This window comes from Tritonibacter multivorans, from assembly GCF_001458415.1.
GTDB classification, from domain to species: Bacteria; Pseudomonadota; Alphaproteobacteria; order Rhodobacterales; family Rhodobacteraceae; genus Epibacterium; species Epibacterium multivorans.
The window spans coordinates 254,630-278,901 of record NZ_CYSD01000012.1 but is presented as its reverse complement, the minus strand read 5'-3'; the positions used below and the strand labels follow the sequence as shown (position 1 = coordinate 278,901).

Here is a 24,272-nt window from a genome sequence, read left to right as displayed (position 1 = left end):
GGAAAAAGGGCGCCCAATTGGGGGCGCCCTTTCGAGTGTTTTGAAGATTAGTGGCCAGATTGGGCTGCACCTGCGCCACGGGGGACGCGGACGCTTTCGACCAGCTCGCGCACGTCTTCCGGCAGCTCTTCGGTCCGCGAGGAGACGAAGAAGGCAACCGCGAAGTTGATCGCTGCACCAATCGCACCAAAGGAGGTGGATTTGATGGTGCCCAGCAGCGGCTCTGCATCGGTGAAGCTGTTGGTGCCCGGGATGAAGAACCAGCCCTTGTGCAGGAAGATGTACAGCAGGGTCACAAGCAGACCTGCCAGCATGCCTGCAACAGCACCTTTGTTGTTCACACGGGTGGAGAAGATCCCCATCATCAGCGCCGGGAAGATCGACGCCGCCGCCAGACCGAAGGCCAGAGCCACGGTTTGAGCCGCAAAGCCCGGAGGGTTGAGGCCAAGGTAGGTCGCAACCGCGATGGCCACAGCCATAGCAATACGCGCCGACAGCAGTTCGCCTTTTTCCGAGATGTTCGGGTTCAGCTGACCTTTGATCAGGTCATGGGAGACCGCCGAAGAGATCGCCAGCAGAAGACCCGCAGCCGTGGACAGCGCAGCCGCCAGACCGCCAGCCGCCACCAGACCGATGACCCAACCCGGCAGGTTGGCAATCTCGGGGTTGGCCAGAACCAGAATGTCACGGTTGAATTTGGTCAGTTCGTTGCCGGTCCAGCCGTTTGCTTCTGCGGTGGCTGCCATTTCCGGGTTCTTGTCGTTGTAGTACTGGATCAGGCCGTCGCCGTTTTTGTCTTCCCATGCGAGAAGGCCGGTTTTCTCCCAGGTCTTCATCCAGTTGTAGTCGGCGTCGTTTTCAATGGTTTCCACGGAAACCGCTTCGCCGTTCGGCCACATCATTTCGGTGATGTTCAGGCGGGCCATAGCACCCACCGCAGGCGCAGTGATGTACAGCAGCGCAATGAACACCAGCGTCCAGCCCGCAGACCAACGTGCGTCAGACACTTTGGGAACGGTGAAGAAGCGCATGATGACGTGCGGCAGACCTGCGGTACCGATCATCAGCGACAGGGTGAACAGAACCATGTTCAGTGTGTCGGTGTGGTGCGCGGTGTATTCTGCAAAGCCAAGATCACGAACAACCTGGTCCAGTTTCGCCAGCAGCGGCTCACCGGAAGCGGCGTGATCACCAAACAGACCCAGACCCGGGATCGGGTTGCCAGTCAGCTGCAGGGAGATGAAGACCGCCGGGATGGTGTAGGCGGTGATCAGAACGCAGTACTGCGCCACCTGCGTGTAGGTCACGCCCTTCATGCCGCCGAAAACGGCGTAAGCGAACACGACACATGCGCCGATCAGCAGGCCGGTGGTGTTGGAAACTTCGAGGAAGCGGCCAAACGCCACGCCCACACCGGTCATCTGACCGATCACGTAGGTGGTGGAAGCCACGATCAGACAGATAACCGCCACCATGCGTGCGGTGGGGGAGTAAAAGCGGTCACCGATAAATTCAGACACGGTGAACTTGCCGAACTTACGCAGGTAAGGCGCAAGCAGCAGGGCCAGCAGAACGTAGCCACCGGTCCAACCCATCAGGAAAGAGGAGTTGTCATAGCCAGTAAAGGCAATGAGACCCGCCATCGAGATGAAAGAGGCCGCAGACATCCAGTCCGCCGCGGTTGCCATACCGTTGGTGACAGGGTGAACACCCTGACCAGCGGCATAGAATTCAGATGTGGAACCCGCGCGGGCCCAGATCGCGATGCCGATGTAGAGCGCAAAGGACGCGCCCACAAACAGCAGGTTGATGGTAAACTGGTCCATAATCCGGTCCCCTTATTCTTCGACGCCGTGCTGGCGGTCCAGGCGGTTCATGACAAAGGCGTAGTTGAAGATCAGCACGAGAAAGACCAGGATCGATCCTTGCTGTGCAAACCAAAAGCCAAGGTCGGTGCCACCAACCGAAATACCCGCGAGAAGCGGGCGCAGAAGAATGCCAAAGCCAAAAGAGACCAGCGCCCAGATTACCAGGCTCCAGCCGATAATCCGAAGATTGGCCTTCCAATAGGTCTTGTCACTCTCTGATGTAGAGGTGACCTGAGATGTGTCAGACATGGGATTTCCTCCTCCCCTTTTTGACGTTTATGTCCGCAGCAAGACCCCACTTGCTGCGGTTATTTTATGCTTCCCTGCGTTACGCTATTTCCAGCGCAACGAGGGAGGCAAGCTGTGCTTCTACGCTGTCGATCGCCTGCATGGCGTCCACATGTTTCAGGACGCCCTCCTTCCCGTAGTGATCGATCAGCGGCGCGGTTTCCGCGTGATAGGCCTCGAGGCGCTTGGACACGGTTTCCGCATTGTCGTCGGCCCGACGTTTGAAGTCGTGGCCACCGCAGTTGTCGCAGGTGCCTGCGGTTTGCGGCTGCTTGAAGCTGTCGTGATAGCCTTCACCACAGCCTGCGCAGGTGTAGCGGCCTGAAATCCGCTCCACCATTGCCGCGTCATCCACCTCAAGGCTGATGGCCGCAGTAATGGCGCTGTTGTTTTCCGCCAGCAGCGCATCCAGCGCTTCGGCCTGAGGTGCGGTGCGCGGGAAGCCATCAAAGATAACCCCGCTCTCGCAATCGGCCTGACCCAGACGGTCGCGCAGGATGTTGACGACGATCTCATCCGAGACCAGCCCGCCCGCTTCCATTACCGCCTTTGCGGCCAGACCTGCCTCGGTGCCTTCGGCCACCGCGGCGCGCAGCAGATCGCCGGTGGACAGCTGCACAAGGCCAAAGCGGTCCTGAAGTTTGCGCGCTTGGGTGCCCTTGCCTGCGCCCGGCGGCCCAAGCAGGACAAGGTTCACGCGTTTTTGCTCAAATCCGGATCCATCCATCATGGCTCTGGCTCCTCTTTAAGCGTTGGCGCGGTTGGCGATCAGGTCGTCGACCACGCTGGGATCTGCCAGCGTCGACGTATCCCCAAGGCTGTCGGTCTCGTTCTCGGCGATCTTGCGCAGGATGCGGCGCATGATTTTGCCCGAACGGGTTTTCGGCAGGCCGGGGGCCCATTGGATCACGTCGGGTTTGGCAATCGGGCCGATCTCCTGACGCACCCAAGCCTGCAGCTGGGCACGCAGTTCGTCGGTGGCCTCGACCCCGTCCATCAGCGTGACATAGCAGTAGATGCCCTGACCCTTGATGTCATGCGGGTAGCCGACAACAGCGGCCTCAGAGACGGTCTCGTGTGCCACCAGCGCGCTTTCGACCTCGGCGGTGCCCATACGGTGACCGGAGACGTTGATCACATCGTCGACGCGACCGGTGATCCAGTAGTAGCCATCTGCGTCGCGGCGGCAGCCGTCGCCAGAGAAGTAGTAGCCTTTGAACATCTCAAAGTAGGTGGACACAAAGCGGTCGTGGTCGCCCCAGACGGTACGCATCTGGCCCGGCCAGCTGTCTTTAATCGCCAGCACGCCTTCGGTGGCGCCGCTCAGTTCATTGCCTTTGTCGTCCAGAATAACCGGCTGGACGCCGAAGAAGGGCTTGGTGGCTGACCCCGGCTTGGTCGGCGTTGCGCCAGGGAGGGGAGCGATCAAAATGCCGCCGGTTTCAGTCTGCCACCAAGTATCGACAATGGGGCAGGAACCCTTGCCGACGTTCTCGTTGTACCAATTCCAGGCCTCGGGGTTGATCGGTTCCCCGACCGAACCCAGGATGCGGAGGCTGGAGAGGTCATATTTCTCGACCCATTCCGGGCCTTTGCCCATCAGCGCGCGGATCGCGGTGGGGGCGGTGTAGAATTGCGTGACCTTGTGCTTTTCGCAAACGGCCCAGAAGCGGCCGGCGTCGGGGTAGGTCGGCACCCCTTCGAACATCACGGTGGTTGCACCATTGGCGAGCGGGCCATAGACGATGTAGCTGTGACCGGTGACCCAGCCGACGTCCGCAGTACACCAGTAGATGTCACCGTCTTGATAGTCGAAGACATACTGGTGGGTCATGGCGGCATAGGCGAGGTAGCCGCCAGAGCAGTGCACAACGCCCTTGGGCTTACCGGTAGAGCCAGAGGTGTAGAGGATGAACAGCGGATCTTCGGCGTTTACCTCGGTCGGGGCGCAATCCGGGGCCACACCTGCGGCCATGTCTTCGTATTTATAGTCGCGGCCTTCGACCCAGTCGATCTGCGCGCCGGTGCGCTCCACAACCAACAGCTTGACCTTGTCAGAGCAGCGCAGCAGGGCCTTGTCGCAGTTGGATTTGAGCGGGGTGTTGCGGCCACCGCGCGGGGCGTAGTCGGAGCAGATCACCACTTTGGCGTCACAGCCGTTTACACGGTCCGCCAATGCATCTGGGGAGAAGCCCGCAAAGACGATGGAGTGGATCGCGCCAATACGGGCACAGGCCAGCATGGCATAGGCCGCAGCCGGGATCATCGGCAGATAGATGACCACGCGGTCGCCTTTGTCGACGCCCATGTCTTTCAGGACGTTGGCAAAGACCTGCACTTCTTTGTGCAGCTGTTTGTAGGTGATATGCTGTGCGGCTTCGTCCGGATTGTCGGGCTCAAAGATGATCGCGGTCTGATCACCGCGGGTCGCCAGATGCCGGTCGATACAGTTGGCAGCAACGTTCAGCGTGCCGTCTTCGAACCATTTGATCGAAACATTGTCGTAGTCAAACGAGGTGTTCTTAACCTTGGTGAAAGGTTTGATCCAATCGAGGCGTTTGCCTTCTTCGGCCCAGAAGCCTTCCGGGTCGGAAACGGATTTCTGGTACAGTTCTTCATAGCGCGCCGCATCCGCATGTGCGTTTTCCGCGATTTCAGAAGACGGGGCGTAAAGGGGCGCGCTGTCAGCACCGCCGGTCGGTTGAATCGTCATTATCTTTTCCTCCCTGACTTGCCGCTGCGTCCTCTCAATCCCACACAGCCGCTGGATCTTGTAAATCAGTATGACACGAAAACTGCAATAAGTTGTTTTTTCTCCAAAAAATCGGGATCGTTTTGTAAATTTATTTTCGGCATGGGTGTGAATTTTGTAAATCTATCTCGTGTAGTGAAAATTTTTCAACAAGTTCAATGCAACAGGAAGCCGCTCGGTTGAGGGTCTGTATGCAATTGCATGCCGTTTGAGGTGGGATTTTGCGGGCAGTTGCTGCTCGGGCTGCAATCAGCTTGGGCGCTAACAGAACAAAGCCCCGCCAGAGGGCTGGCCATAAAGACCTAAAAGGTCGCGCATGATTCGTACCCGATTCGCGGCGGTAGCTTTGCAAGAATTGCGCAAGATTTGCGGTTTCGGATGCAGATTTGCACCCGAGCACCCACAAAAAAGGGCCGCAAAGGGGCGGGTTGCTCCGTTAGCGGCGGCGCCCGATTCGAGACTGAAGCGAGGCGCTGGCCGCTTTGATATGGCTGCGCGTCAGCTCGGCAGCACGGTCAGCGTCGCCTTCGCGACAGGCCTGACAGATCATCCGGTGATCGGCATTGGACTGCGACAGCGCCTCTTCGCCCAGAAAATCGATGGTCAGATAACGGTGCACCTTGTCCATCGCCCGCTGCAGCGCGTCGAGGTGGTAGGTCAGGCCGGATGGCGCATAAAGTGTGGCGTGGAAAGACCGGTTCAGTTCGGCCCAGTCGCGCATATCCGAGGCGTCTTCCATCTTGTCGAAGAAGCTTTCGGCCTCGTCCAGAAGCGCTGGTGTCAAGTTTTTGACAGCCCGGCGCATGACTTCGGGTTCGACCAGAGCGCGGAATTCGTAGATTTCGCCCAGCTCGGCCGCTGACAGGCCCGCAACAACCGCGCCCTTGAACCGCTGAGATTTGGCCAGACCCTGTTCCTCCAGTCGCGAGATCGCCTCGCGGACGGGAATGCGGCTGGTGTTGAACTGCCGTGCCAGATCGTCCTGACGCAGGGGCACACCATCCGCAAGCTCACCTTCGACGATCGCTTTGCGCAAAGCGTCGAAGACCACGGTGGCCGCAGAATCACCACGCGCCGCAGTCTGACGCGGCTGGGAATTCCCTGGAGAAGGGGCTTTGTCCTGGCTCTGGGTCTTCATGGCATGGTCACTCCTTGGACGCCCGTCATAGAATACTGCGACGGACCTGCAAGGAAATTATTGTACCAAGATCATTTGCGCAATTATTGGGAAGGATTTACGAAGCCACCTTGCCAAGGCGATGCAACCGCCGACGAACTGCCGCGTGCGGCCATGCGTTCAAGGTTCACAATTGTGGACAGCATAATGCGGTCATGACTCCAATCGGCAGGGCGTTGGATCAGCAGGGCCGTGGACAGAACCACCAGAATGAACAAGCCGCAGACCATTTCCCAGACCGGTCCGCGTCCTGCGCCTGTGTCGCCTTCGGTGACGGCAACGATGCGCCGGGCCAGAACTGGCATCCGGCGGATTTCGCGCGGATCAAGCAGAGCCGCGACAGGGCCGCGTTCGCTCAGGTGACCGGTTGCGCCACGCGCGGCAGAGGTGGCCCGGATCAGGCATTCGCAATAGGCCCGCGCATCAAACCGCCCGCGGTCTCGCAGGGCCTGATCGCAAGCAAATTCACGGATGCTGCGCATGTCGCGGCGCCACAGGTAGAACGCTGGGTTCCAGAACAGCACAGGCCGCAGCATCTCGAGCAGGATCGCGGTTTCCACATCTTTCTGGCGGAAATGCTGGAGTTCGTGGGCGAGGGTCAGGCGCAGATCCTCGGGCGAGGACAGCAGACGTTCAGGCACGACCACATAGCGGTACCAAAGGCCGCGCGTGGAATAGGCCACAGGTGCGGTTTCGCTGACCATCAGATGCAGGCGGCCAATGCGTTTCCATAGGAAAGCGTCCTGCAGCGCTGCGCGCAATTGCCAGACCGCCCGTCCAAAATGCGCCAGGCTGCTGAGTGCGCCGATCAGGATTAGCGCGAGGACGAGATGGCTCCAGGTGGTGGATTGGGTTGCCATGCTGCGCACCACATCGTCGCGCAGCCCAATCATGCCTTCGAATTGTGCGGCGCTGAGGTTCACATTGCCCTGCAGGTATTGCGCGACCAGCACATCCGACAGGGTGGGCGCGCGGCCCAGGCCAAGGGCGTTTATCCCCAGCGCCACAAAGGGGGCTGCGGCCAGAAAGAAGGTCATGCTGTTGAGAAGGCGCAGCTGGGACTGAAAGGCGTGCGCTGCGGTGCTGCGTGCCAATATGGCACGGGCGCAGAACCAGAAACAGGCGCCCACGAGCACCAGCAGATTGAGGTCGATATATGCGTTCAGCAGCGCATCAGCTTGCATTGTCCCCCAGCCTTTCGTTCAACAACGCTCGCATTTCCTCGAGCATGTCATCTGTGATGTTCTCATCATCCACAAGACGCGCAACCAATGCGGTCGGCGTACCATTGAAGAGCTTGCTCGACAGATCGCGCAATGTCTTCTGCTGGTAGTCGGCCTTTGGAATGGCGGGCTGATAGACCAGAGACCGGTCTATGCGGCTGGAGGTCAGGAAGCCCTTCTGCTCCATAATCTTCAGCACCGTTGCCACCGAGGTATAGGCGCGCTCCTGCACTTTGTTCAGCTCTGCCAGAATATCCCGCACACTGCCTTGGCCCAGTTCCCAGACCACGGTCATGAACTCGAGTTCGACCTCGGTCATAAGTGTACGATCGTGTTTCTTGCGCATGTGCCTCTGAAGTGCCTTTGGTATGATGGGAAGAGGTCACGAGGGGAGACGTGTCCTCTATCATCTGTTGATATGATTAAAGCTTAGGCGAATTTTAAATATCCGCCAAAGCCTTTTCTTATCGCGGGTCAATATTTGGCGTCAAACCTTCCAGAAACAGAAAGTGCTCCAAAGAAGTGCCAGCGCCAGCGGAGTCCACAGCAGCGCGTCGGTCAGCCCGAGCCACGCAAGGAAGATATAGGCACTCCCCAACAGGCTGATGAACAGACGGTCGCCACGGGTGGTGGTCAGGCCCAGCACGCCCTTTCGGGACGCGCCACCGGGCCTGCGGATCTCCAGCGCGATCAAAACAAAGATCGCGGTGAAAATGCCGATAAAGAGAAGGGCAGTGGGCCAGGTCCAGGCCATCCAGCTAAGCATATCTTGGGTCCTCCCTTAGACGCGACCCATCGCGAAACCCTTCGCGATGTAGTTGCGGACAAAATAGATGACGATGGCGCCGGGGATAATGGTGAGCGTGCCAGCGGCAGCCAGCAGACCCAGTTCATACCCCGCACTGGAGGCGGTTTTGGTCATGGTGGCGGCGATGGGTTTTGCCTCGACTGCGGTCAGGGTCTTGGCCAGCAGCAGTTCCACCCAAGAGAACATGAAGCAGAAGAAAGCCGCCACACCCACGCCCGCTTTGATGGCCGGGATAAAGATCGACACAAAGAAACGCGGGAAGGAATAGCCGTCCACATAGGCCGTTTCGTCCAGCTCTTTGGGGACCCCCCCCATGAAGCCTTCCAAAATCCAGACCGCCAGCGGGATGTTGAACAGGCAGTGGGCCATGGCGACCGCCAGATGGGTATCAAACAGCCCCACAGCGGAATAAAGCTGGAAGAAGGGCAGGGCAAAGACCGCCGCCGGGGCCATGCGGTTGGTCAGCAGCCAGAAGAACAGCTGCTTGTCACCGAGGAACCGATAGCGCGAGAAGGCATAAGCGGCGGGCAGCGCCACGGCGATAGAGATCACCGTGTTGATCGACACATAGAGGATCGAGTTGATGTAGCCCCAATACCAGCTTGGATCGGTGAAGATCGTGACATAGTTCTCCAGCGTGAACGTCTGGGGAAACAGGCTGAAGCCTGACAGGATTTCGTTTGTTGTCTTAAAGCTCATCGCGACCAGCCAGTAGATCGGCAGCATCAGGAACAGGATATAGACAATGGGGACGATGGATCGTTTTTGCATGGATCTCATCTCCTTTAGTTCAGGTCGTCCTTGGTCATCAGCGTGTAGAACAGCCAGCTGACCAGGAGGGTGATTGCGAAATAGATGAGGCTCATTGCGGCGGCCGGGCCCAGATCGAACTGCCCAAGGGCGATCTTCACCAAGTCAATCGACAAGAGCGTGGTGGAGTTGCCGGGCCCACCGCCGGTCAGAACAAAGGGTTCTGTGTAGATGTTGAAGCTGTCCATGAAGCGCAGCAGAATCGCGATGGTCAGGACGTTTTTCATCTTCGGCAGTTGGATGAAGCGGAAGACGCTCCAATTGCTGGCGCCGTCAATCTTGGCCGCTTGATAATAGGCGTCGGGGATCGACACGAGGCCTGCATAGGACAGCAGCACAACAAGCGAGGTCCAGTGCCAGACGTCCATGGTGACAATCGTCACCCAGGCCGCCACAGGATCCTGTGTCATGTCATAGTTGATGCCAAGGACGTGGTTCAGGAAGTACCCCAGAAGGCCAATATCGGGCAGGGTAAAGATGTTCCACATGGCGCCAACCACATTCCACGGGATCAGCATCGGCAGCGCCATCAGCACAAGACAGACCGGCACCCAAAACCCTTTGCGCGGCATCGACAGCGCAATGGCAATGCCGAGCGGGATCTCAATAATCAGGATCAGGAAGGTGAACATAAACTGGCGACCAAGTGCTGCATGGAAGCGGTCGGATCGCAGGATCTGCTGGAACCAGTCGAGCCCCTGCCAGAAGAAGATATTGTCGCCAAAGGTTTCCTGAACGGAGTAGTTGACGACCGTCATCATCGGAATCAGCGCGTTAAAGGCAACGAGCAGCAGCACCGGCAGGACAAAGAACCAGGCCTTTTGGTTTTCGGTTTTCATGTGCGCTCTCCCGGTTCGGTTGCCAGCCAGCCATCCACATAAAGGCGGGTCTGTTCGCGCTTGAGATCTAGGTGGACATCAGCGCCGACCTCGGGGGCGGTGCCTTCGACCACAGCATTGATTTTGTGCCCTTGGCTCTGGCATTCGACGATCACATGGCGGCCGACATCGGACACTTTGGTCACGGTGGCAGGCAGGCCTGTGTCGGCGAGCGCGACAAATTCGGGGCGAATGCCAATTTCAGTTTTGCCGTCGGCGGCGCCTTGGATTGGTCCTTCCAGCGTGACCGTGTGAGTGCCGAATTGGACCACACCAGCCTGCAGGGTGCAGGGCAGGATGTTCATCCCCGGCGAGCCGATGAAATGGCCAACGAAGGTATGCGCTGGGCGCTCGAACAACTCTACGGGCGTGCCGATCTGCACCACCTGACCCAGTTCCATCACCACAACCTGATCCGCAAAGGTCAGCGCCTCGGTCTGGTCGTGGGTCACATAGATCATGGTGGCCCGCACGCGCTGGTGCAGCTCTTTCAGTTTTGACCGCAGTTTCCATTTCAGATGGGGATCAATCACGGTGAGCGGCTCGTCAAACATCACAACATTGACGTCTTCGCGCACCAATCCGCGCCCCATCGAAATCTTCTGTTTGTTGTCGGGGCTGAGGTTCGCGGCCCGCACGTTCAGCATATCGGTGACCTCGAGCATCTCGGCAATGGCCATCACGCGACGTTCAACTGTGGCTTCGTCCCGGCCGCGATTGCGCAGCGGGAAGGCCAGATTGTCGTAGACTGTCATGGTGTCGTAGATCACCGGGAACTGGAACACCTGCGCAATATTGCGTTGGTCCGGGGGCAGTTTGGTGACGTCTTTGCCGTCAAACAGGATCTGCCCTTCGGATGGTGTTAGAAGGCCGGAAATAATATTCAGCAGAGTCGACTTGCCGCAACCCGACGGGCCCAGCAGCGCATAGGCGCCGCCGTCTTGCCAGTCGAGGTCAATTTCCTTCAGCGCATAGTCCGAGGAACTTTTGGGGTTGGGAAGATAGCTGTGTCGCAGCTTGGAGAGGGTTATTTTAGCCATTGTGTCCTCACGCCACGCGGGTGCCATCGGGGGCAAAGAAATAGCCCTGCGACGGATCCATGTAGAAGTCATGCAGCTCGCCCACCTCGTAGGGGTGCACGCCTGCACTCAGGGAAACCCAAGCGGCGTGATCGCCGCCGAGGTCCATGTCGAAATGGGCGGAGCTTTCGCTGCCCGACAGTTCGGTGACCTGAACCCGGCCATTGAGCTGCACCAGACCAGCGGCATGGGCCACCGGCGTCACATGGTGGGGGCGAATTGCCAGTGTATAGGTGCCATCAGACAGATTTGCCGCATCACCTGACAAGGCCCATTCGATGCCAGAGCCCAGCGTTGCCTTGCCGCCCTGTTTGATGATCGTTGCGGTGTTGATCGGCGGGTCCGAAAAGACGCGCGCTGCATCCAGCTGTTCCGGGTTGCGATAAACGTCAGCCGTGGGACCGAACTGGGTCACACGCCCATCATCCATCAGCGCACAGGCCCCGCCCAGCAAAAGCGCCTCTTCTGGTTCGGATGTGGCATAGACAACGACCGCGCCGCGCCCAGCAAACAGCTCGGGCAGCTGCGCACGCAGTTCTTCGCGCAGCTTGTAGTCGAGGTTCGCCAGCGGTTCGTCCAGGAACACTGCGCGGCTTTCCTTGGCAATGGCGCGCGCAAGCGCGCAGCGCTGCTGCTGGCCGCCAGACAGCTCGTGTGGGCGACGGTGCAGCATCGGCGTGAGTTGCAGGATATTTGCCGCCTCTTCCACGCGGCCTGCAATTTCGGATTTCGCCATGCCTGCAACCTTGAGCGGGGAGGCAATATTGTCGAAAACCGTCATATGCGGGTAGTTGATAAAGAACTGATGGACCAGCGAGATATTGCGTTTCTGGGTGTTGAGGCGGGTCACGTCCTGCCCGTCCATCAATACCGACCCAGACGCAATCGGGTCCAGGCCCGCCATCATCTTGATCAGGGATGTCTTGCCGGCGCCTGTCGCCCCCAGCAGAACATTGAAATGACCGGGCTGCAGGGTCAGGGACGTCTCCTTAATATGGAGCACCCCGCCGACACGTTTGGTCACGGATTGAAGTTCTAGTGCCATGATTTTTGCGCTTTTTGGCTAGGCCTTGGGGCCGGGTGAGGGCCCTGCGGTAGGCCGGTAGAGCCCCCGTCTAATGGGGTTCGGTCAGGGTGAAGAGGGGCGGCCCAGCATGAGGGCCGCCCTTAGGTCGTGACTGTTAGTTCTGGGCCCAGCGGGCGACCAGTTCGTCATAGTTCACGGTTTCACCTTGCGGTTTCTCATTGTCGAGCTTCGGCTTGGCGCCGCCATTGGCGTACCACCACTCTGCGTCCTTCTCTTCGTTCAGACGCGGGCCGCAACCACCGTAGATTTCCGCTTGCTCATCTGCACGCTGCATCCGGGCCATGGTGATGTCCATTTCCTCGGCCAGGCGATCCATTGCCTCTTGCGGGGTAAAGGCACCGGAGTTCACGTCACCGATCTGCTGCCACCAGATCTGCGCCAGTTTCGGATAATCCGGAACGTTCACGCCGGTCGGGGACCATGCCACCCGGTCAGGCGAGCGGTAGAATTCCACCAGACCACCCAGTTTCGGTGCACGCTCGGTGAAGCTTTCGTGGTTCACAGAGCTGTCGCGAATGAAGGTCAGACCCACATGGGACTTCTTCACGTCGACGGTTTTCGACACGACAAACTGAGCATAAAGCCATGCCGCTTGTGCACGGTCCAGCGGGGTGGACTTCAGGAAGGTCCAGGAACCCACGTCCTGATAGCCAACCTTCTGGCCTTTTTCCCAGTAGGGGCCGTGCGGGGATGGCGCCATGCGCCACAGCGGGGTGCCGCTGTCGTCGACGGTGTTGTTGCCCTCAGATTTCGGCTTCACCATGTCGGCGGTAAAGGCGGTGTACCAGAAGATCTGCTGGGCCACGTTGCCTTGCGCCAGTGCGGGCAGGGACTGGTAGAAGTCATAAGACGCCGCACCGGGAGGTGCGTATTTGCGCAGCCATTCGTCCCATTTGCGGATCGCATAGACCGCTGCGGGGCCGTTTGCAGCGCCACCGCGGGTGACGCTTGCGCCCGCCGGGTTACAGCTGCCCGCTTCCATGCGGATGCCCCATTCGTCTATCGGCACACCATTGGGTTCACCTTTGGAGCCCGCGCCCGCCATGGAAAGCCAGGCATCGGTCATCCGCCAGCCAAGATCCGGTGCGCGCTTGCCATAATCCATGTGGCCATAGATCGCGGTGCCGTCGATTTCCTTCACGTCTTCGCTGAAGAACTCGGCGATGTCCTCATAGGCAGACCAGTTTACTGGCACACCAAGATCATAGCCGTATTTCTCTTTGAAAGCGGCCTGCAGGTCTGCGCGATCGAACCAGTCCTTGCGGAACCAGTAAAGGTTGGCGAACTGCTGATCCGGCATCTGGTACAGGTCGCCATCGGGACCGGTGGTGAACTGGGTGCCCATGAAGTCATCCAGATCCAGACCCGGGTTGGTCACAGCCGAAAAATCACCCGCCATCATATCGGTCAGGTTATAGGCCAGCTGCAGACGCGAGTGCGTGCCGATCAGGTCGCTGTCGTTGACATAGGCATCATACAGATTCCGCTTGGTCTGCATCTGGGTCTGAACCGCCTGCACAACCTCGCCTTCGCCAAGGATCTGGTGGTTCACCTTGATCCCGGTGATGTCCTCGAACGCCTTGGTCAGGACCTCGGATTCGTAGGAATGTGTTGGAATGCCCTCGGAAAGAACGTTGATTTCCATGCCCTTGTAAGGCTCTGCAGCGTTGATGAACCACTGCATTTCCGCCAACTGTTCGTCCTTGGTCAGGACCGAAGGCTGGAACTCTTCGTCAATCCACTTCTTGGCAGCGGCCTCGTCGGCATAGGCTGCCTGTCCCGCGACCACGGCGATTGCCGCAGTTGCGGACAAAAGATACTTGCGCATCTTTCTCCTCCCTTGAAAGTTGCAACCACAGTCCCCCTCCTCAAGGGGTGGTGGTCATGAGGCGATCGTTTCATTTTGAGGTGATAAAAGTCAAACTAAAAAATTAGTAATCATTCAAATACATGAAAACCAACGTTTAAATATTGATTTTCGCCGCTTTCGTTTGGTCGTTTGCGGGCGTGATTCACCGTGCAGCTTTCATTTAGGGGATCGCCGCTCCTGCAGAATGCAGCTATGAGGGCGGCCATGAAACACGCGCAAACTTTCGAGATTTTCCTTATCGCACCGCCGGGCCTGGAACAGAGCCTGTGGAAAGAAGCCCGGGCCAAGGGTTTCCCTTCGGCACGCTACACCACGGGGGGCGTCACCCTGAAAGGCGGCTGGGAGGATGTCTGGCGCGCCAACCTGGTGATGCGCGGTGCGACACGGGTTCTGGTCCGCATCGGCGAGTTTCGCGCCTTTCACTTGGCCCAGCTCGACAAACGATGTCGCAAGTTTGACTGGGCAAAATATCTGCGCCCGGATGTGCCTGTTCGGGTCGAGGCCGTCACCAATAAGAAGTCCAAAATTTACCACGCAGGCGCTGCAAAAGAGCGGGTAGAGCGGGCGATTGCGGAAACCCTTAGTGCGGAAATCTCGGATGAGGCACCGGTGACGGTAAAGCTGCGGATCGACGACAACCTCTGTGTCTTCAGTCTGGATACCTCGGGCGAGGCGCTGCACAAACGCGGCCACAAAGCAGCCGTCGGCAAGGCCCCCATGCGGGAAACTCTTGCCGCGCTGTTCCTTGGCGCTTGCGGCTATGATGGGCAGGAACCTGTGCTGGATCCGATGTGCGGGTCGGGGACTTTTGTCCTGGAGGCGGCCGAGATTGCGGCGGGGATGACACCCGGACGAGCGCGAAGCTTTGCGTTCGAGCAGCTCGCAACATTTGATGGGGACGCCTATGCAATGGTGCGCGCCACATTGCCAGCGCCGCAGAGGACTTCCTTGTCGTTTCATGGGTCTGACCGCAATGCGGGCGCGATTGAAAACGCCACGGCCAACGCGGAACGCGCAGGCTTGTCTGACAATTGCCACTTCCGCCATGCGTCGATCAGTGACCTGCAACGCCCTGAAGGTGATCCCGGTCTGGTGATCATCAACCCGCCTTACGGGGCGCGCATTGGCAATAAGAAACAACTCTTTGCGCTTTATGCCACCTTGGGCACGGTGCTGAGCGAACGGTTCTCGGGCTGGCGTGTTGGCATTGTCACGACCGACGGCCAGTTGGCGCGGTCAACCAAGCTGTCGTTCCTGCCGGAAAGCGCGCCGATCGATCACGGCGGACTGCGGGTCAAATTGTTCCAGACCGACCCGCTGCCCTGACCCTTAGTCGTCTTTGCGCGCCCAGGCGCGTTCAAACCCCAATCGCGTCAGGCGCGCTTCGTCAGCGCGTGTAACCGGTAGCCCCTGGTGTTCGATTGCAGCGCAATAAGGGGCCTCCAGCGCGGCTGGCGCAATAACCGCAAGGTTCTGGCCCAGCCAATAGGGACGGGCGGCGGCAAGCTCTGCGCCGAGGCAGGCGCCCCAGATCTGTCCCGCTGCGATCTCTGCGGTCAGGTGCCCCAGTTGCAGCCCGGTCTGCGCTTCGGAAAGGCGTGCAGCCAGACGTTCCGGGCGGCTCATAACGTCTTCGGATTGCGCGCGCAGGGACGCGGGATCAGGTGCTGCCGCAGATGTGGCCCCCAGAAACCCCTGAACCAGCTGCACTGTGGCGAAAGACTGGAAACTGACCACCTCTTCTGCGCTGATTTGCACCCAATGGGTTGAAGCACCGGGCAGACAGAGCACCCCGTCCCAATCGGGGTTGAGGCTCAGGAAGGCATCAATACGCAACGTGGCAGCTGCCAGAACGCCAGCCGGTGCCTTCTGGGTAAGGGTCGGCGTGGCCAACAGCCCCTGTTGGCTTCCGCGCAGCGGCTTCAGCCGGGCCGGTTTTTCCGGAACTGTTGCGCCGGGTGTGCCGGGCAGCCCGGAGACCAGCACCTCTGCGCCGGGAGCAAGGCGTGCCGCTTCGGACATGTCAGAGACCAGATGTGATGTCGGTTCCCCGCCGCCCATGACCCAGGCCCGCCACGGGCTGTGGTCAGCGTCCAGGGCAATCCAGGTGCGGGGAGCAGAGGCGGTCGAAGCCATGAGCGTGGTTCTCTTGGTTGGGGCCAAAGGGGCAATTGGGGCAAATCTTGCCGGTTTCTTGCCGCAGGTTGGCGCGGAACACAATGGTCACGACCTTTGATAGGGTGACCTATACTTTCGCGTACGTCTTTAGTCCAATTCGCTTTGGATATTTTGCATATGTCACTTTATTTAAATTGTATACATGCAAGTTCGACGGGCGTGTCATACGCCTGATAGGACGCGAAAAACTGGCCAAAAGGCTTGTTTTCTGGATGTGCCGCCGATCAAAAGATCCTGCGACACCCAGATTTGGTACAAAGCGCGAAAGCTTTGCTTGCATTGTTGTTTTGAATGTTTGAAATCGTGATCCCAGTTTAAAGAGAGGCAAAATGGCAGACTTCGACAGAACGGAAGAGCTTACCGCGAATGTGCGTTCGGACGCTGCTGCCGGGGATTGGTCGGCGCCACAGTCGGCCTCTCAGGGGGGGAGACTCGCTGCGCGGGATGCGCTTTCGGCTGCGGGACCGGTGTCACGTCATATTGCGGGCAAATGTGCCGAGGGGAGGCAGTTAATGACGCATGGGTTACAGGTGCACGGGGGCTTTTTCGCGCAGCAATTGGCAAGAAAGCTGATCGATGACGGTTACGCGCCGGATGTCGTGCTGGCCCATATTCCGCCGGAACGCCGTTTCTTGGACTCAGACAACCTGATGATGCCGCTGCACGAGCATGCCAGCTTTTTGGAGCAGGCGGTCGACATCACCGGCAATCACCTTCTGGGTGTGGAGTTTGCAGCCACCCAGGACTTCCTTGGGCTTGGCGTCGTTGGATATCTGTTTCAGACCGCCCCAACCATGGGCGCGGCGCTGTCCTGCCTTGCGGAATTCAGCGATTTGTTCAGCAAGGCCTTGCGTATAAAAGCTGACAACCTTGTTCATGACGGTCGTCTTGAGTGGCATTACGAAGGCGGGCAGGGTCTGAAGTTGGGGCATTGCGCCGAATTTACCGCGCATCTGATTTTACAGGGGGTACGTCGGTTTGTTGGCCCTCGCGTTCAGGTCAAACGGGTGGTGTTTTCGCACAGCCGAACCGAAGGGCTGCCAGAACTCACTGAGGCTTATGGCGTACGCCCAGAGTTTGGACGTGGCCGCAACCTGCTGGAATTTTCCACCGATGATCTGGCGGCGCCCATGCGGACAGCGGACCCGCAGCTGCATGCTATTTTGCGGACCCATGCAACCAATCTGCTCGACAAGGATGTTGGGCAAACTGAACAATTGGTGGTCACGGTCGAGCGGGTCATCCTGCAGCGTCTTCCCGAAGGCAAAGCGACACTGCCACAGGTTGCCCGCGAACTTGGCATGAGCGCCCGGACCCTGTCGCGCCGCCTCTCGCACGAGGACACCAGCTTTTTCATTATCCTTGAAGGGCTGCGCCGCGCCTTGGCGTTCCGCTACCTCAAAGAACCCGGCATGACGCTTGCGGATGTGTCCTATTACCTTGGATATTCCAGCCTCAGCAGCTTCAATGATGCTTTCAAGCGCTGGACCGGGAAAAGCCCGGGGCAATATCGCTTGAACCCGAACTGACCTCTCAGGGTGGGGCGGCTCAGTAGTCCCGCTTAAAGAACAGACCCAGACCTGTTTCACCTTCCCCGGTGACCGTGCCAGTGGCGGTCAGGGTGCGGCTCAGGTCGAGGTTAATGGTCAGTTCGCTGTCCCCTTCGGTGTTGATATTGAAATCCGTATAGACATTGTCCGCCAGATATCCGCCCAGCCCAAGCTGCCCGGTCCCCAAATTGTCTGCGCCAATGTCCACTGAATCGACACCGGTTGCGTCGCGCAGCTCTTTGTTGGCGCCGCCGCCGCGTCCGGACAATGTCAGGACCGAACTGGCCAGCCGTGCCAGCGCCAGCGGTGACAGATCCTGAATATTGTCCCCAAACAGCAGCAGCGCCAGCGCTTCCTCGCTGGGGCGCGCAGGATCCGAGGTAACCTGAATGCGCGGCGCATCCGCGCGACCGCTCAGTTCTAGCGTTGCGGTGCCTTGTTCGGTCTGCGCCGACGAGCGGAACTCCAGATAAGGGGTGAGATCCCCCAGCAGGGTGACCTGACCTTCGTCCAGATTGAGGCGACGGCCCAGAATGTCAAAGGTTCCACGGATCAGGGAAATCTGCCCGGCCGGGGCAAGATTGGCGGTGGTACCGCGCACGGCAATGCTGCCGCCAAGTTCCGCGTTGAGGCCACGCCCACGGGCAAAGATCTTCCGCGGCGCATTGATTGTCAGGTTGAGCGCGATTGCAGGCCCACCTGTATCAGAGGTGTCCTGCGCAACAGAGGGGTCGGCCAGTCCGGCCCGGATGCGCGTGGCGCGCTGGGCTGCTGTGGCGCCGGTCAGGCGGATAGGAGGGATCGGGGCCGCAGAGATACTGCCACCCGCAGTGTTCAGGTTCAGGTTGGTTTCACCCACATTGATAACCCCGTCCAGACGCGCCCCGGCGGCGAGGGGGCCGCCTAGGCGCATTTGCCCGTCCAAGATGGTCTCGTAGGACAGTTTGTCGGTCAGCACGATGTCGCTCAGCTGGATGTCCAGCGCGCCGCTGTAGGGCTCCGAGAGGGTGACAGGGCCCGCAATACGCAGCGTACCGCCCTCCCGCGGGCGCGCCGACAAGGACAGTGCGGCCCGACCTGCGGCGAGGTCGATCTGGCCTGTGATGCCTTCGATCTGTTGCGCAAGATCAGGCAGCACAAGTCGGCTGTCGCGGGTTGCAAGGCGCCCCGAGAGGTTTGACAGCTCTGGTGTGCCTTTTAGGGTCAGGTCAAAGGTCAGCGGGCCTTCGATCAGTCGGGGTTTCAGGAAGCTGTTGGCGCCCTCAAGCCGAAGGCTGCCTTGGCTGGCAAGATCGGCCAGGCCTTCGCCTTCGTCCCATTGCCCGCCAAACCGCATGTCGATGCCCAAGGGGCCGCGTGCATTGCCGTCGACTTGCCAGATGGCATCCGCGCGTTTGGCCTCCCCCTCAGAGCGCAGCGCACCGTCTAGGCCGGGTAGCAGGGTTTCGAGCCGGGCTATCAGCAGACGATAGCTCAGATCCGCAGCGCCGGTTGCTTCCTCAAATTCGCCATTCAGGGACAGATCCAGACCGGCCGGGCCGGTGACCATGCCCGCACCAGCGATTTGGCCGTCCTTGCGGTTGATGTTGCCTTTGGCAACCACCGGAGCGCCGCGCAGCTGGGCGGCGAACCGCTCTGCTCGCGGGAGACGTGCGTCAAAATCGAAATCCGCTGTGCCGTCCCGCGCAACTTGCCCAGAAAGCGCGAGCGTTATGTCTGTGGCCGCCACAATATCAGCAGTCCCAAGCACAGCATCTCCTTTGCGGCGCAGATTGGCTGTCACCGTCGCGGGCCCCTCCAGCTGCGGTACCAGCCTGTTGATCTGCGCCAGCTGCGCCGACACGCCCAGCTGTCCGGCCTTGCTGTCCAAATTGCCCGACGCCTTGGCGGTGATTTCGGCGGTTTGCAGGGCAAAGTCGTCAATGCGCAATCCTGAACTGTCACGCGCTGCTGACAGCACCAGTGTTGAGGCACCCGCAGTCAGCGGGTCGAGTTGGGCATTGCCAAGCCCCAGATCCTGACCGTTCGCGGAAAGCGAGAGGTCGAACCCGCTCTCCAGCGCGGTATATGTGCCGGTGAGGTCCCCGGTGAGCGCCCCTTTGACGGGTTGGCCAACAAGCGCGTCAAAGCGGCTGAGGTCTGGTGCCAGAACAGACAGGTTCGCGGCCAGTTTCAGCCCTTCTGACAATCCAGACAGAGACAGGGCCCCTTGGGCCGTTGCGCCGCCTGCATCCAATTCAAGATCGCTGAAGCTGAGGGTTTCCGCATCTGTGCCACCTGCCGCAATATCGGTGCTGAGCGACAGGGTGGTTCCAAGCGCCTTCGCAAGCGCTGGGTCGCCGGGGTCCAGTCCTCTGAGGGTTGCTCTTACGCGGCCGGCCAGCGCCCGTTCTGGACCGTCCGGCAGGATGCCGTCACCTTGGATCTGTGCAGAGCGGAGGAAGATGTCGCCGCTTTGCAGCTCTTGGAGGGCCGCAGTGACCTGCCAGTCAGCGCCTTGCGGTTTGGTCAGCCGAAGGGTCATCGCCGCGAGGCTTGTATCGCCGCCGGGGACCGGAAGGACCACCCGTGCGGCACCATCCGGCGGTGAAATCGCAGCCACCAGATCAACCGTGTCGAGCACCCCGTCAGCGAGTGTGAGCGCACCATTCAGCTGCAACGCACGGCTGGCAAGGCTCAGCTCGTCAATCACAAGCGCATCCGGTCCCTGTTGCCCGCGCAGCTGTGCCCGCAGGCCGGGGCCGAAAAACGCGTGGTACGCCTGCGGCAGGAAGGCATCAATATCGCCGGTCAGATCCGCGTCGAACTGACGTACACCGGGGCTGTCTTGAGGTTCGGCCAGAACAACAGCGCCTTCAAGACGTCTTTGGCCCTCACTGTCGAGCGTGAGGTCCGCACGGAACTTTGACAGCGGCCCGCTCCCTGTCAGGGCGAGATCCAGATCAGGCTTGCCGGGCAGTGACAGCGCCGCAGAAACCAGCCCACCGGGGGCTTCTGCGAACAGAAGATCCAATGTGAGGACCTCAGTTTCGTTTGAAAAACCGGCCTTTAGATCCAGACGGTCTGGGTCTGGCCCGGCGACATCGCGATCCAGACGTTCTACCAGCAAGGCCACATCAGCCGTGCCGCTGACCAAAGACAGATTGCCCGAGGCCGTCAGCGTGGCTGCGGTGCCGATCAGGTCTTTGGCCAGGGTCAAGACGCCAACTTCAAGCTTGGCGATTTCAACAGACACCGGCAGTTCGGGCAGCGAGAACGGCTTGGTTTCCGGCGAAGGCAGTTCTTGAACGCCCGCCGGTTGCCCGGGGCTGCGCAAAACGTCAATACGCGCAGCACTCAGGGCATTGACGACAAAACGCCCGCGCAGAAGGGCGGTGCGGTTCCAATCCAGCACGGCATCCTTGAGGGTCAACCATGTGCCATCCTGGTCCAGAAAGGCCAGTTCTTCGATGGTCGCCCGAGACGACAGTGCACCGCGCAGGCCTGTGACGCGGACTTGCTGATTGTCCGATGACAGGCTGTCTTCCAAAAACCGTTCCAGAAACGATCCGTCACCGTCTTGCGCAAGCACCGGGCGCGCGTTGATCGCTGCAAAAAGAGTGCACAATACAAGGGCACATACCGCAGTGATCCGGACCCAACGGAGGCTGTATCGCATGTGACCTGTCAAAACGCCTGTCCTATGCCGATGTAGAATTGCAAATCGCTCAGCCCGTCGCCTGCGGGCACCGCAAGGTCCAGCCGCAGCGGGCCAATGCCAGTCACATCATAGCGCACCCCAAGGCCATAGCCTGCGTGGCTTTCGCTGTTTGAGCTGGGCAGTTCGTTGCGCCCCACCAGCCCGGCGTCATAAAATCCAACCAGCCAAAGCCGGTCGTTCAAGCGCCCGCGCAGCTCTGCTGAGGCGGCGAGAAAGCTGCGCCCGCCTGCGGTATTTGTGCCAACCGGAATGCCAAGTGATTGGAACTGCTGGCCGCGCACGGTGCCTGCGCCGCCGGAAAAGAACAGCAGAGTGGGGGCGACCTGCTCAAGCTCTGGCCCGATGACCGACCCGCCCTGCAAACGCCCGGCCAGAACCAGACGATTGTCGCGGCCCAGGCTGCGGTAGGCGCGCCCATCCAAATTCAATTGCAGGCCATTGGCCCCGCCCTTCAGGCCGATGAACGGGATCAGGGTGCCGTTCAGATAATAGCCCGAGGTCGGGTTGTTCTTCACATCCCGCAGATCCCGTTCACCGCGCAGGCGACCCGCGATATAGGTGAAATCGCGACCCGACCCAAAGGCATCATCCGCTTGGATCTGGCTCAGGCCAACCGCGGCCTCGACAAAGCTGCGTTTGCTGATAGTTCGGCGCAAACCAATCGCGCCATAGGCTTGTGTGGCGCTGTAGTGTTCCTCGTTCAGGTCCTGCAGCTCTGCCAGATAGAACAGGTTTTCATCGGGCCCAAGCGCCGCAGGTTGGTCAAGGCGGGCGGCAAAAGTGGTGTTCAGATCGCTGTCGCCAATACCGTCCAAAGACAGGTCGAGCTTCAGCCGTTCAGCGCCCCCAAAGAGGTTGCGATGCATCCAGCCCAGCGACAGAGACGCCGCCTCGGTCGAGCTGAGTTCGACACCTGCAGTGATCCGCCGTCTGGGCTGGTCTTTGAGCGTGGCTACAAAATCGAGGCTACCATCTGCGTTTGGCGTTTCAGCCTGTCTGAAACTGACCGCAGAAAACGTCCCCGTGCGGCGCAGACGACTGGCGGCCTGGCTGATCAGATCGGGGTGATAGGTCGCACCTGTCTCAAAGCCCGCAATCCGCTGCACGGCCTCCGGACGCACACGGGATCCTTCGGCCTCTAGGCGCAGCTGACCAAGGCGCAGGCGGGGGCCCGGCGCGAGCGTCAGACGTGCATCGAGTTTGGCTGTGCGCGCATTGGCCGAGATGTCCTGACGCCCCAGTGCGGCTTTTGGGTGGCCTGCTTCGTCCCAGGCCTTCACTCCGGCTGTGACAGCCGCTTGCAGGATGCCTGTGGTTGCGGGGCGGCCGGGGGCAAAATCCTCGGGCAGCGCGAGCGGCTGTTCAGGCGTTTCAGGGGGCAAAGGGGCCATGCGTGCTGTGCCAAAGGTGAACTTGCGCCCCGGGGCCACCCGTATCGTGATTTGATTGATCGCCTTTGGCTGGGCCAGAAGGTCAATGGTCGCAGCCTCGCGACCATCCAGTTTGATCGAAATCTCGGGCGCAAAATACCCAGCGTCGTAAAGCACTTGGATCAGGGTTCGGTAATCCGCCAAGGCGGCTGCCAGCTGGGTCTGTACCTCGGTGCTGCGCGCATTTGCTGCAAGGGCAGAGGCCGTGCGCAACCGGTCTGACAGATCCTCGGCCGCACCGGGGGTTGCAAAGCTCAACTCGGCGGCGGGTGCAGTTTGCGCCCAGAACAGCGTCGCGCTCAGCCCTATTCCCAGACCTGCAACATGCCTGCGCAGCATATGGGTGAGCCTGCGCGATCTTCCTGCCTGTTGCACCATAAGAGAGCTCTGCCTTCGCTTGGCCCGGGGGATGCGGGCTGTCCTTGCTTGCAGGCTACACGCAACCGTCGCCAGAGCAAACACGGCGTAACTGCCGTCGGCGGGGAAATTCAGGCCGGAATGGCCCCTGCCAGCTGCCGGGTCAGCGGACCATTCGCCGTGCAACATCCAGCATTCGCGCCGAGAAGCCCCATTCATTGTCGTACCAGCCAAAGATCCGCAACTGACGGTCGCCCACCATGCGCGTTTCCGGGGCGGCAATGACCAGGGATTCGGGGCGGGCGCGCAGATCTGACGACACCAAAGGCGCTTCGGTCCAGCCCAGCACGGGCGAGGCTGCAACAGCCTCTTGCACCTTGGCCAATAGCGCATCTTCGCTGTGTGTCTTGGACAATTGCACAACCAGGTCTACCGCAGACACGCTGGCGGTTGGCACGCGGACGGCCGCACCGGAAATCCGGCCTGCCAGATGCGGCAACACCACGTCTATCAAATGCATGGCAGAGGTTGTGGTGGGCACCATCGACTGCGCGCCGCCGCGCGATCGGGCAAAATCGCCGCGTGGGGCGTCGACCATCGGCTGAGAATTCGTATAGCAGTGGATTGTGGTCATATGACCGGTCTCAATCCCTGCCAGTTCGTCCAGCATCTTGACCAGTGGTGCCACCGCATTTGTGGTGCAGGAGGCATTGGACAAGATCGCCTCGCCGCCGAGTTCGCTGTCATTTGCGCCAAAGACGATGGTCTTCTCTGCTGCAGGCGACGGGCCAGAGATCAGAACGCGCTTTGCACCCGCTTTCAGGCCGCGGCTGGCCACATCCGAGGTCCGGGCAATTCCGGTACATTCCAGCACAACGTCAACGCCGCTCAGATCTAGTGTGGTCAGGTCGCGGGTCTGGTGGAGCGGGAACCGCCGACCCTCGACAACCAAAGCGCCGCCGTCGACGCTGACCGTACCGGGGTAGGGGCCAAAGGTGCTGTCATATTGAAACAGATAGGCGCACATCTGCGCTTCGGCGATGTCATTTATGCCAACAACCTCCACGCCCTGACCGCGCGGAGAGGTCAGGATCTGGCGCAGAATCGCGCGGCCGATGCGGCCGAATCCGTTAAGTACAATCTTCATGGCCCCAGCTATGACAGCACCGAAAGCCGGGTACAATCCATGCGCACAATTCCATTTGTGGCTTGGTACA

19 protein-coding genes are annotated in these 24,272 nt (G+C 59.9%); 2 read left to right on the top strand and 17 right to left on the bottom strand.

Features of this window, described 5'->3' with window-relative positions:
• Nucleotides 1-47 precede the first annotated feature (47 nt).
• The 13 genes from TRM7557_RS02585 to TRM7557_RS02525 all read right to left on the bottom strand — a co-directional run bounded on the left by TRM7557_RS02585 (nt 48) and on the right by TRM7557_RS02525 (nt 13,798).
• A complete protein-coding gene (locus TRM7557_RS02585) occupies nt 48-1,826 on the bottom strand; it encodes a sodium:solute symporter family protein (protein ID WP_058288642.1) in 1,779 nt (592 codons plus the stop codon).
• A gap of 12 nt (nt 1,827-1,838) precedes the next feature.
• Nucleotides 1,839-2,117 (bottom strand): DUF4212 domain-containing protein, encoded by a 279-nt coding sequence (locus TRM7557_RS02580; protein ID WP_058288641.1) that lies wholly within the window; start codon nt 2,115-2,117, stop codon nt 1,839-1,841.
• Nucleotides 2,118-2,196: 79 nt separating this feature from the next.
• Nucleotides 2,197-2,883, bottom strand: coding sequence for an adenylate kinase (locus TRM7557_RS02575; RefSeq protein ID WP_058288922.1), 687 nt, complete (start codon nt 2,881-2,883; stop codon nt 2,197-2,199).
• An 18-nt stretch (nt 2,884-2,901) separates the two neighbouring features.
• Nucleotides 2,902-4,869 carry an acetate--CoA ligase gene (acs, locus tag TRM7557_RS02570; protein ID WP_058288640.1) on the bottom strand — a complete coding sequence of 656 codons (1,968 nt, stop codon included), beginning with the start codon at nt 4,867-4,869 and terminating at the stop codon, nt 2,902-2,904.
• 475 nt (nt 4,870-5,344) lie between these two features.
• The gene (locus tag TRM7557_RS02565; protein WP_082626490.1) at nt 5,345-6,046 is read right to left on the bottom strand and encodes a GntR family transcriptional regulator; all 702 of its coding nucleotides are present in this window, start codon (nt 6,044-6,046) and stop codon (nt 5,345-5,347) included.
• An 83-nt stretch (nt 6,047-6,129) separates the two neighbouring features.
• On the bottom strand, nt 6,130-7,269 hold the full coding sequence (locus tag TRM7557_RS02560) for a M56 family metallopeptidase (RefSeq protein ID WP_058288639.1): 1,140 nt from the start codon (nt 7,267-7,269) through the stop codon (nt 6,130-6,132).
• Nucleotides 7,259-7,654 carry a BlaI/MecI/CopY family transcriptional regulator gene (locus tag TRM7557_RS02555; protein WP_058288638.1) on the bottom strand — a complete coding sequence of 132 codons (396 nt, stop codon included), beginning with the start codon at nt 7,652-7,654 and terminating at the stop codon, nt 7,259-7,261. Before TRM7557_RS02555 ends, TRM7557_RS02560 begins: the two co-directional genes overlap by 11 nt.
• 141 nt (nt 7,655-7,795) lie before the next feature.
• Nucleotides 7,796-8,074, bottom strand: coding sequence for a DUF2160 domain-containing protein (locus TRM7557_RS02550; protein WP_058288637.1), 279 nt, complete (start codon nt 8,072-8,074; stop codon nt 7,796-7,798).
• Between the two features lie 15 nt (nt 8,075-8,089).
• Entirely contained in the window at nt 8,090-8,887 is a 798-nt protein-coding gene (locus TRM7557_RS02545) for a carbohydrate ABC transporter permease (RefSeq protein ID WP_058288636.1), read from the bottom strand.
• Between the two features lie 14 nt (nt 8,888-8,901).
• Nucleotides 8,902-9,765, bottom strand: a complete 864-nt coding sequence (locus tag TRM7557_RS02540; RefSeq protein WP_058288635.1) for a carbohydrate ABC transporter permease — start codon at nt 9,763-9,765, stop codon at nt 8,902-8,904.
• The gene (locus tag TRM7557_RS02535; protein ID WP_058288634.1) at nt 9,762-10,844 is read right to left on the bottom strand and encodes an ABC transporter ATP-binding protein; all 1,083 of its coding nucleotides are present in this window, start codon (nt 10,842-10,844) and stop codon (nt 9,762-9,764) included. The genes TRM7557_RS02540 and TRM7557_RS02535 overlap by 4 nt, the downstream gene beginning before the upstream one ends.
• A gap of 7 nt (nt 10,845-10,851) precedes the next feature.
• Nucleotides 10,852-11,928, bottom strand: coding sequence for an ABC transporter ATP-binding protein (locus TRM7557_RS02530; protein WP_058288633.1), 1,077 nt, complete (start codon nt 11,926-11,928; stop codon nt 10,852-10,854).
• Nucleotides 11,929-12,064: 136 nt separating this feature from the next.
• Nucleotides 12,065-13,798 carry an ABC transporter substrate-binding protein gene (locus TRM7557_RS02525; protein WP_058288632.1) on the bottom strand — a complete coding sequence of 578 codons (1,734 nt, stop codon included), beginning with the start codon at nt 13,796-13,798 and terminating at the stop codon, nt 12,065-12,067.
• Between the two features lie 246 nt (nt 13,799-14,044).
• On the opposite strand from TRM7557_RS02525, the gene TRM7557_RS02520 reads away from it, so the two are divergent.
• Nucleotides 14,045-15,166 carry a THUMP domain-containing class I SAM-dependent RNA methyltransferase gene (locus TRM7557_RS02520; protein WP_058288631.1) on the top strand — a complete coding sequence of 374 codons (1,122 nt, stop codon included), beginning with the start codon at nt 14,045-14,047 and terminating at the stop codon, nt 15,164-15,166.
• A gap of 3 nt (nt 15,167-15,169) precedes the next feature.
• On the opposite strand, the gene TRM7557_RS02515 is transcribed toward TRM7557_RS02520, so the two are convergent.
• Nucleotides 15,170-15,976, bottom strand: coding sequence for a 2-dehydro-3-deoxygalactonokinase (locus tag TRM7557_RS02515; RefSeq protein WP_058288630.1), 807 nt, complete (start codon nt 15,974-15,976; stop codon nt 15,170-15,172).
• A 554-nt stretch (nt 15,977-16,530) separates the two neighbouring features.
• Here TRM7557_RS02515 and TRM7557_RS02510 point away from each other — a divergent pair.
• Nucleotides 16,531-17,547 (top strand): AraC family transcriptional regulator, encoded by a 1,017-nt coding sequence (locus tag TRM7557_RS02510; protein WP_058288629.1) that lies wholly within the window; start codon nt 16,531-16,533, stop codon nt 17,545-17,547.
• A 19-nt stretch (nt 17,548-17,566) separates the two neighbouring features.
• Here the strand turns inward: TRM7557_RS02510 and TRM7557_RS02505 are convergent, their stop codons facing one another.
• The 3 genes from TRM7557_RS02505 to TRM7557_RS02495 all read right to left on the bottom strand — a co-directional run bounded on the left by TRM7557_RS02505 (nt 17,567) and on the right by TRM7557_RS02495 (nt 24,202).
• Nucleotides 17,567-21,139: a translocation/assembly module TamB domain-containing protein gene (locus TRM7557_RS02505; protein WP_235811378.1), complete on the bottom strand. Its 3,573-nt coding sequence runs from the start codon at nt 21,137-21,139 to the stop codon at nt 17,567-17,569.
• 95 nt (nt 21,140-21,234) lie between these two features.
• Nucleotides 21,235-23,037 carry an autotransporter assembly complex protein TamA gene (locus tag TRM7557_RS02500; RefSeq protein WP_058288627.1) on the bottom strand — a complete coding sequence of 601 codons (1,803 nt, stop codon included), beginning with the start codon at nt 23,035-23,037 and terminating at the stop codon, nt 21,235-21,237.
• A 181-nt stretch (nt 23,038-23,218) separates the two neighbouring features.
• Complete coding sequence (locus tag TRM7557_RS02495; RefSeq protein WP_082626487.1) at nt 23,219-24,202, bottom strand: type I glyceraldehyde-3-phosphate dehydrogenase; 984 nt, start codon at nt 24,200-24,202, stop codon at nt 23,219-23,221.
• Between the last annotated feature and the right edge of the window lie 70 nt (nt 24,203-24,272).

Excerpts from the sequence above, each read along its gene's own strand:
- TRM7557_RS02585 (WP_058288642.1), bottom strand. The coding sequence starts at position 1,826 with ATGGACCAGTTTACCATCAACCTGCTGTTTGTGGGCGCGTCCTTTGCG.
- TRM7557_RS02580 (WP_058288641.1), bottom strand. The coding sequence starts at position 2,117 with ATGTCTGACACATCTCAGGTCACCTCTACATCAGAGAGTGACAAGACC.
- TRM7557_RS02575 (WP_058288922.1), bottom strand. The coding sequence starts at position 2,883 with ATGGATGGATCCGGATTTGAGCAAAAACGCGTGAACCTTGTCCTGCTT.
- acs (WP_058288640.1), bottom strand. The coding sequence starts at position 4,869 with ATGACGATTCAACCGACCGGCGGTGCTGACAGCGCGCCCCTTTACGCC.
- TRM7557_RS02565 (WP_082626490.1), bottom strand. The coding sequence starts at position 6,046 with ATGAAGACCCAGAGCCAGGACAAAGCCCCTTCTCCAGGGAATTCCCAG.
- TRM7557_RS02560 (WP_058288639.1), bottom strand. The coding sequence starts at position 7,269 with ATGCAAGCTGATGCGCTGCTGAACGCATATATCGACCTCAATCTGCTG.
- TRM7557_RS02555 (WP_058288638.1), bottom strand. The coding sequence starts at position 7,654 with ATGCGCAAGAAACACGATCGTACACTTATGACCGAGGTCGAACTCGAG.
- TRM7557_RS02550 (WP_058288637.1), bottom strand. The coding sequence starts at position 8,074 with ATGCTTAGCTGGATGGCCTGGACCTGGCCCACTGCCCTTCTCTTTATC.
- TRM7557_RS02545 (WP_058288636.1), bottom strand. The coding sequence starts at position 8,887 with ATGCAAAAACGATCCATCGTCCCCATTGTCTATATCCTGTTCCTGATG.
- TRM7557_RS02540 (WP_058288635.1), bottom strand. The coding sequence starts at position 9,765 with ATGAAAACCGAAAACCAAAAGGCCTGGTTCTTTGTCCTGCCGGTGCTG.
- TRM7557_RS02535 (WP_058288634.1), bottom strand. The coding sequence starts at position 10,844 with ATGGCTAAAATAACCCTCTCCAAGCTGCGACACAGCTATCTTCCCAAC.
- TRM7557_RS02530 (WP_058288633.1), bottom strand. The coding sequence starts at position 11,928 with ATGGCACTAGAACTTCAATCCGTGACCAAACGTGTCGGCGGGGTGCTC.
- TRM7557_RS02525 (WP_058288632.1), bottom strand. The coding sequence starts at position 13,798 with ATGCGCAAGTATCTTTTGTCCGCAACTGCGGCAATCGCCGTGGTCGCG.
- TRM7557_RS02520 (WP_058288631.1), top strand. The coding sequence starts at position 14,045 with ATGAAACACGCGCAAACTTTCGAGATTTTCCTTATCGCACCGCCGGGC.
- TRM7557_RS02515 (WP_058288630.1), bottom strand. The coding sequence starts at position 15,976 with ATGGCTTCGACCGCCTCTGCTCCCCGCACCTGGATTGCCCTGGACGCT.
- TRM7557_RS02510 (WP_058288629.1), top strand. The coding sequence starts at position 16,531 with ATGACGCATGGGTTACAGGTGCACGGGGGCTTTTTCGCGCAGCAATTG.
- TRM7557_RS02500 (WP_058288627.1), bottom strand. The coding sequence starts at position 23,037 with ATGCTGCGCAGGCATGTTGCAGGTCTGGGAATAGGGCTGAGCGCGACG.
- TRM7557_RS02495 (WP_082626487.1), bottom strand. The coding sequence starts at position 24,202 with ATGAAGATTGTACTTAACGGATTCGGCCGCATCGGCCGCGCGATTCTG.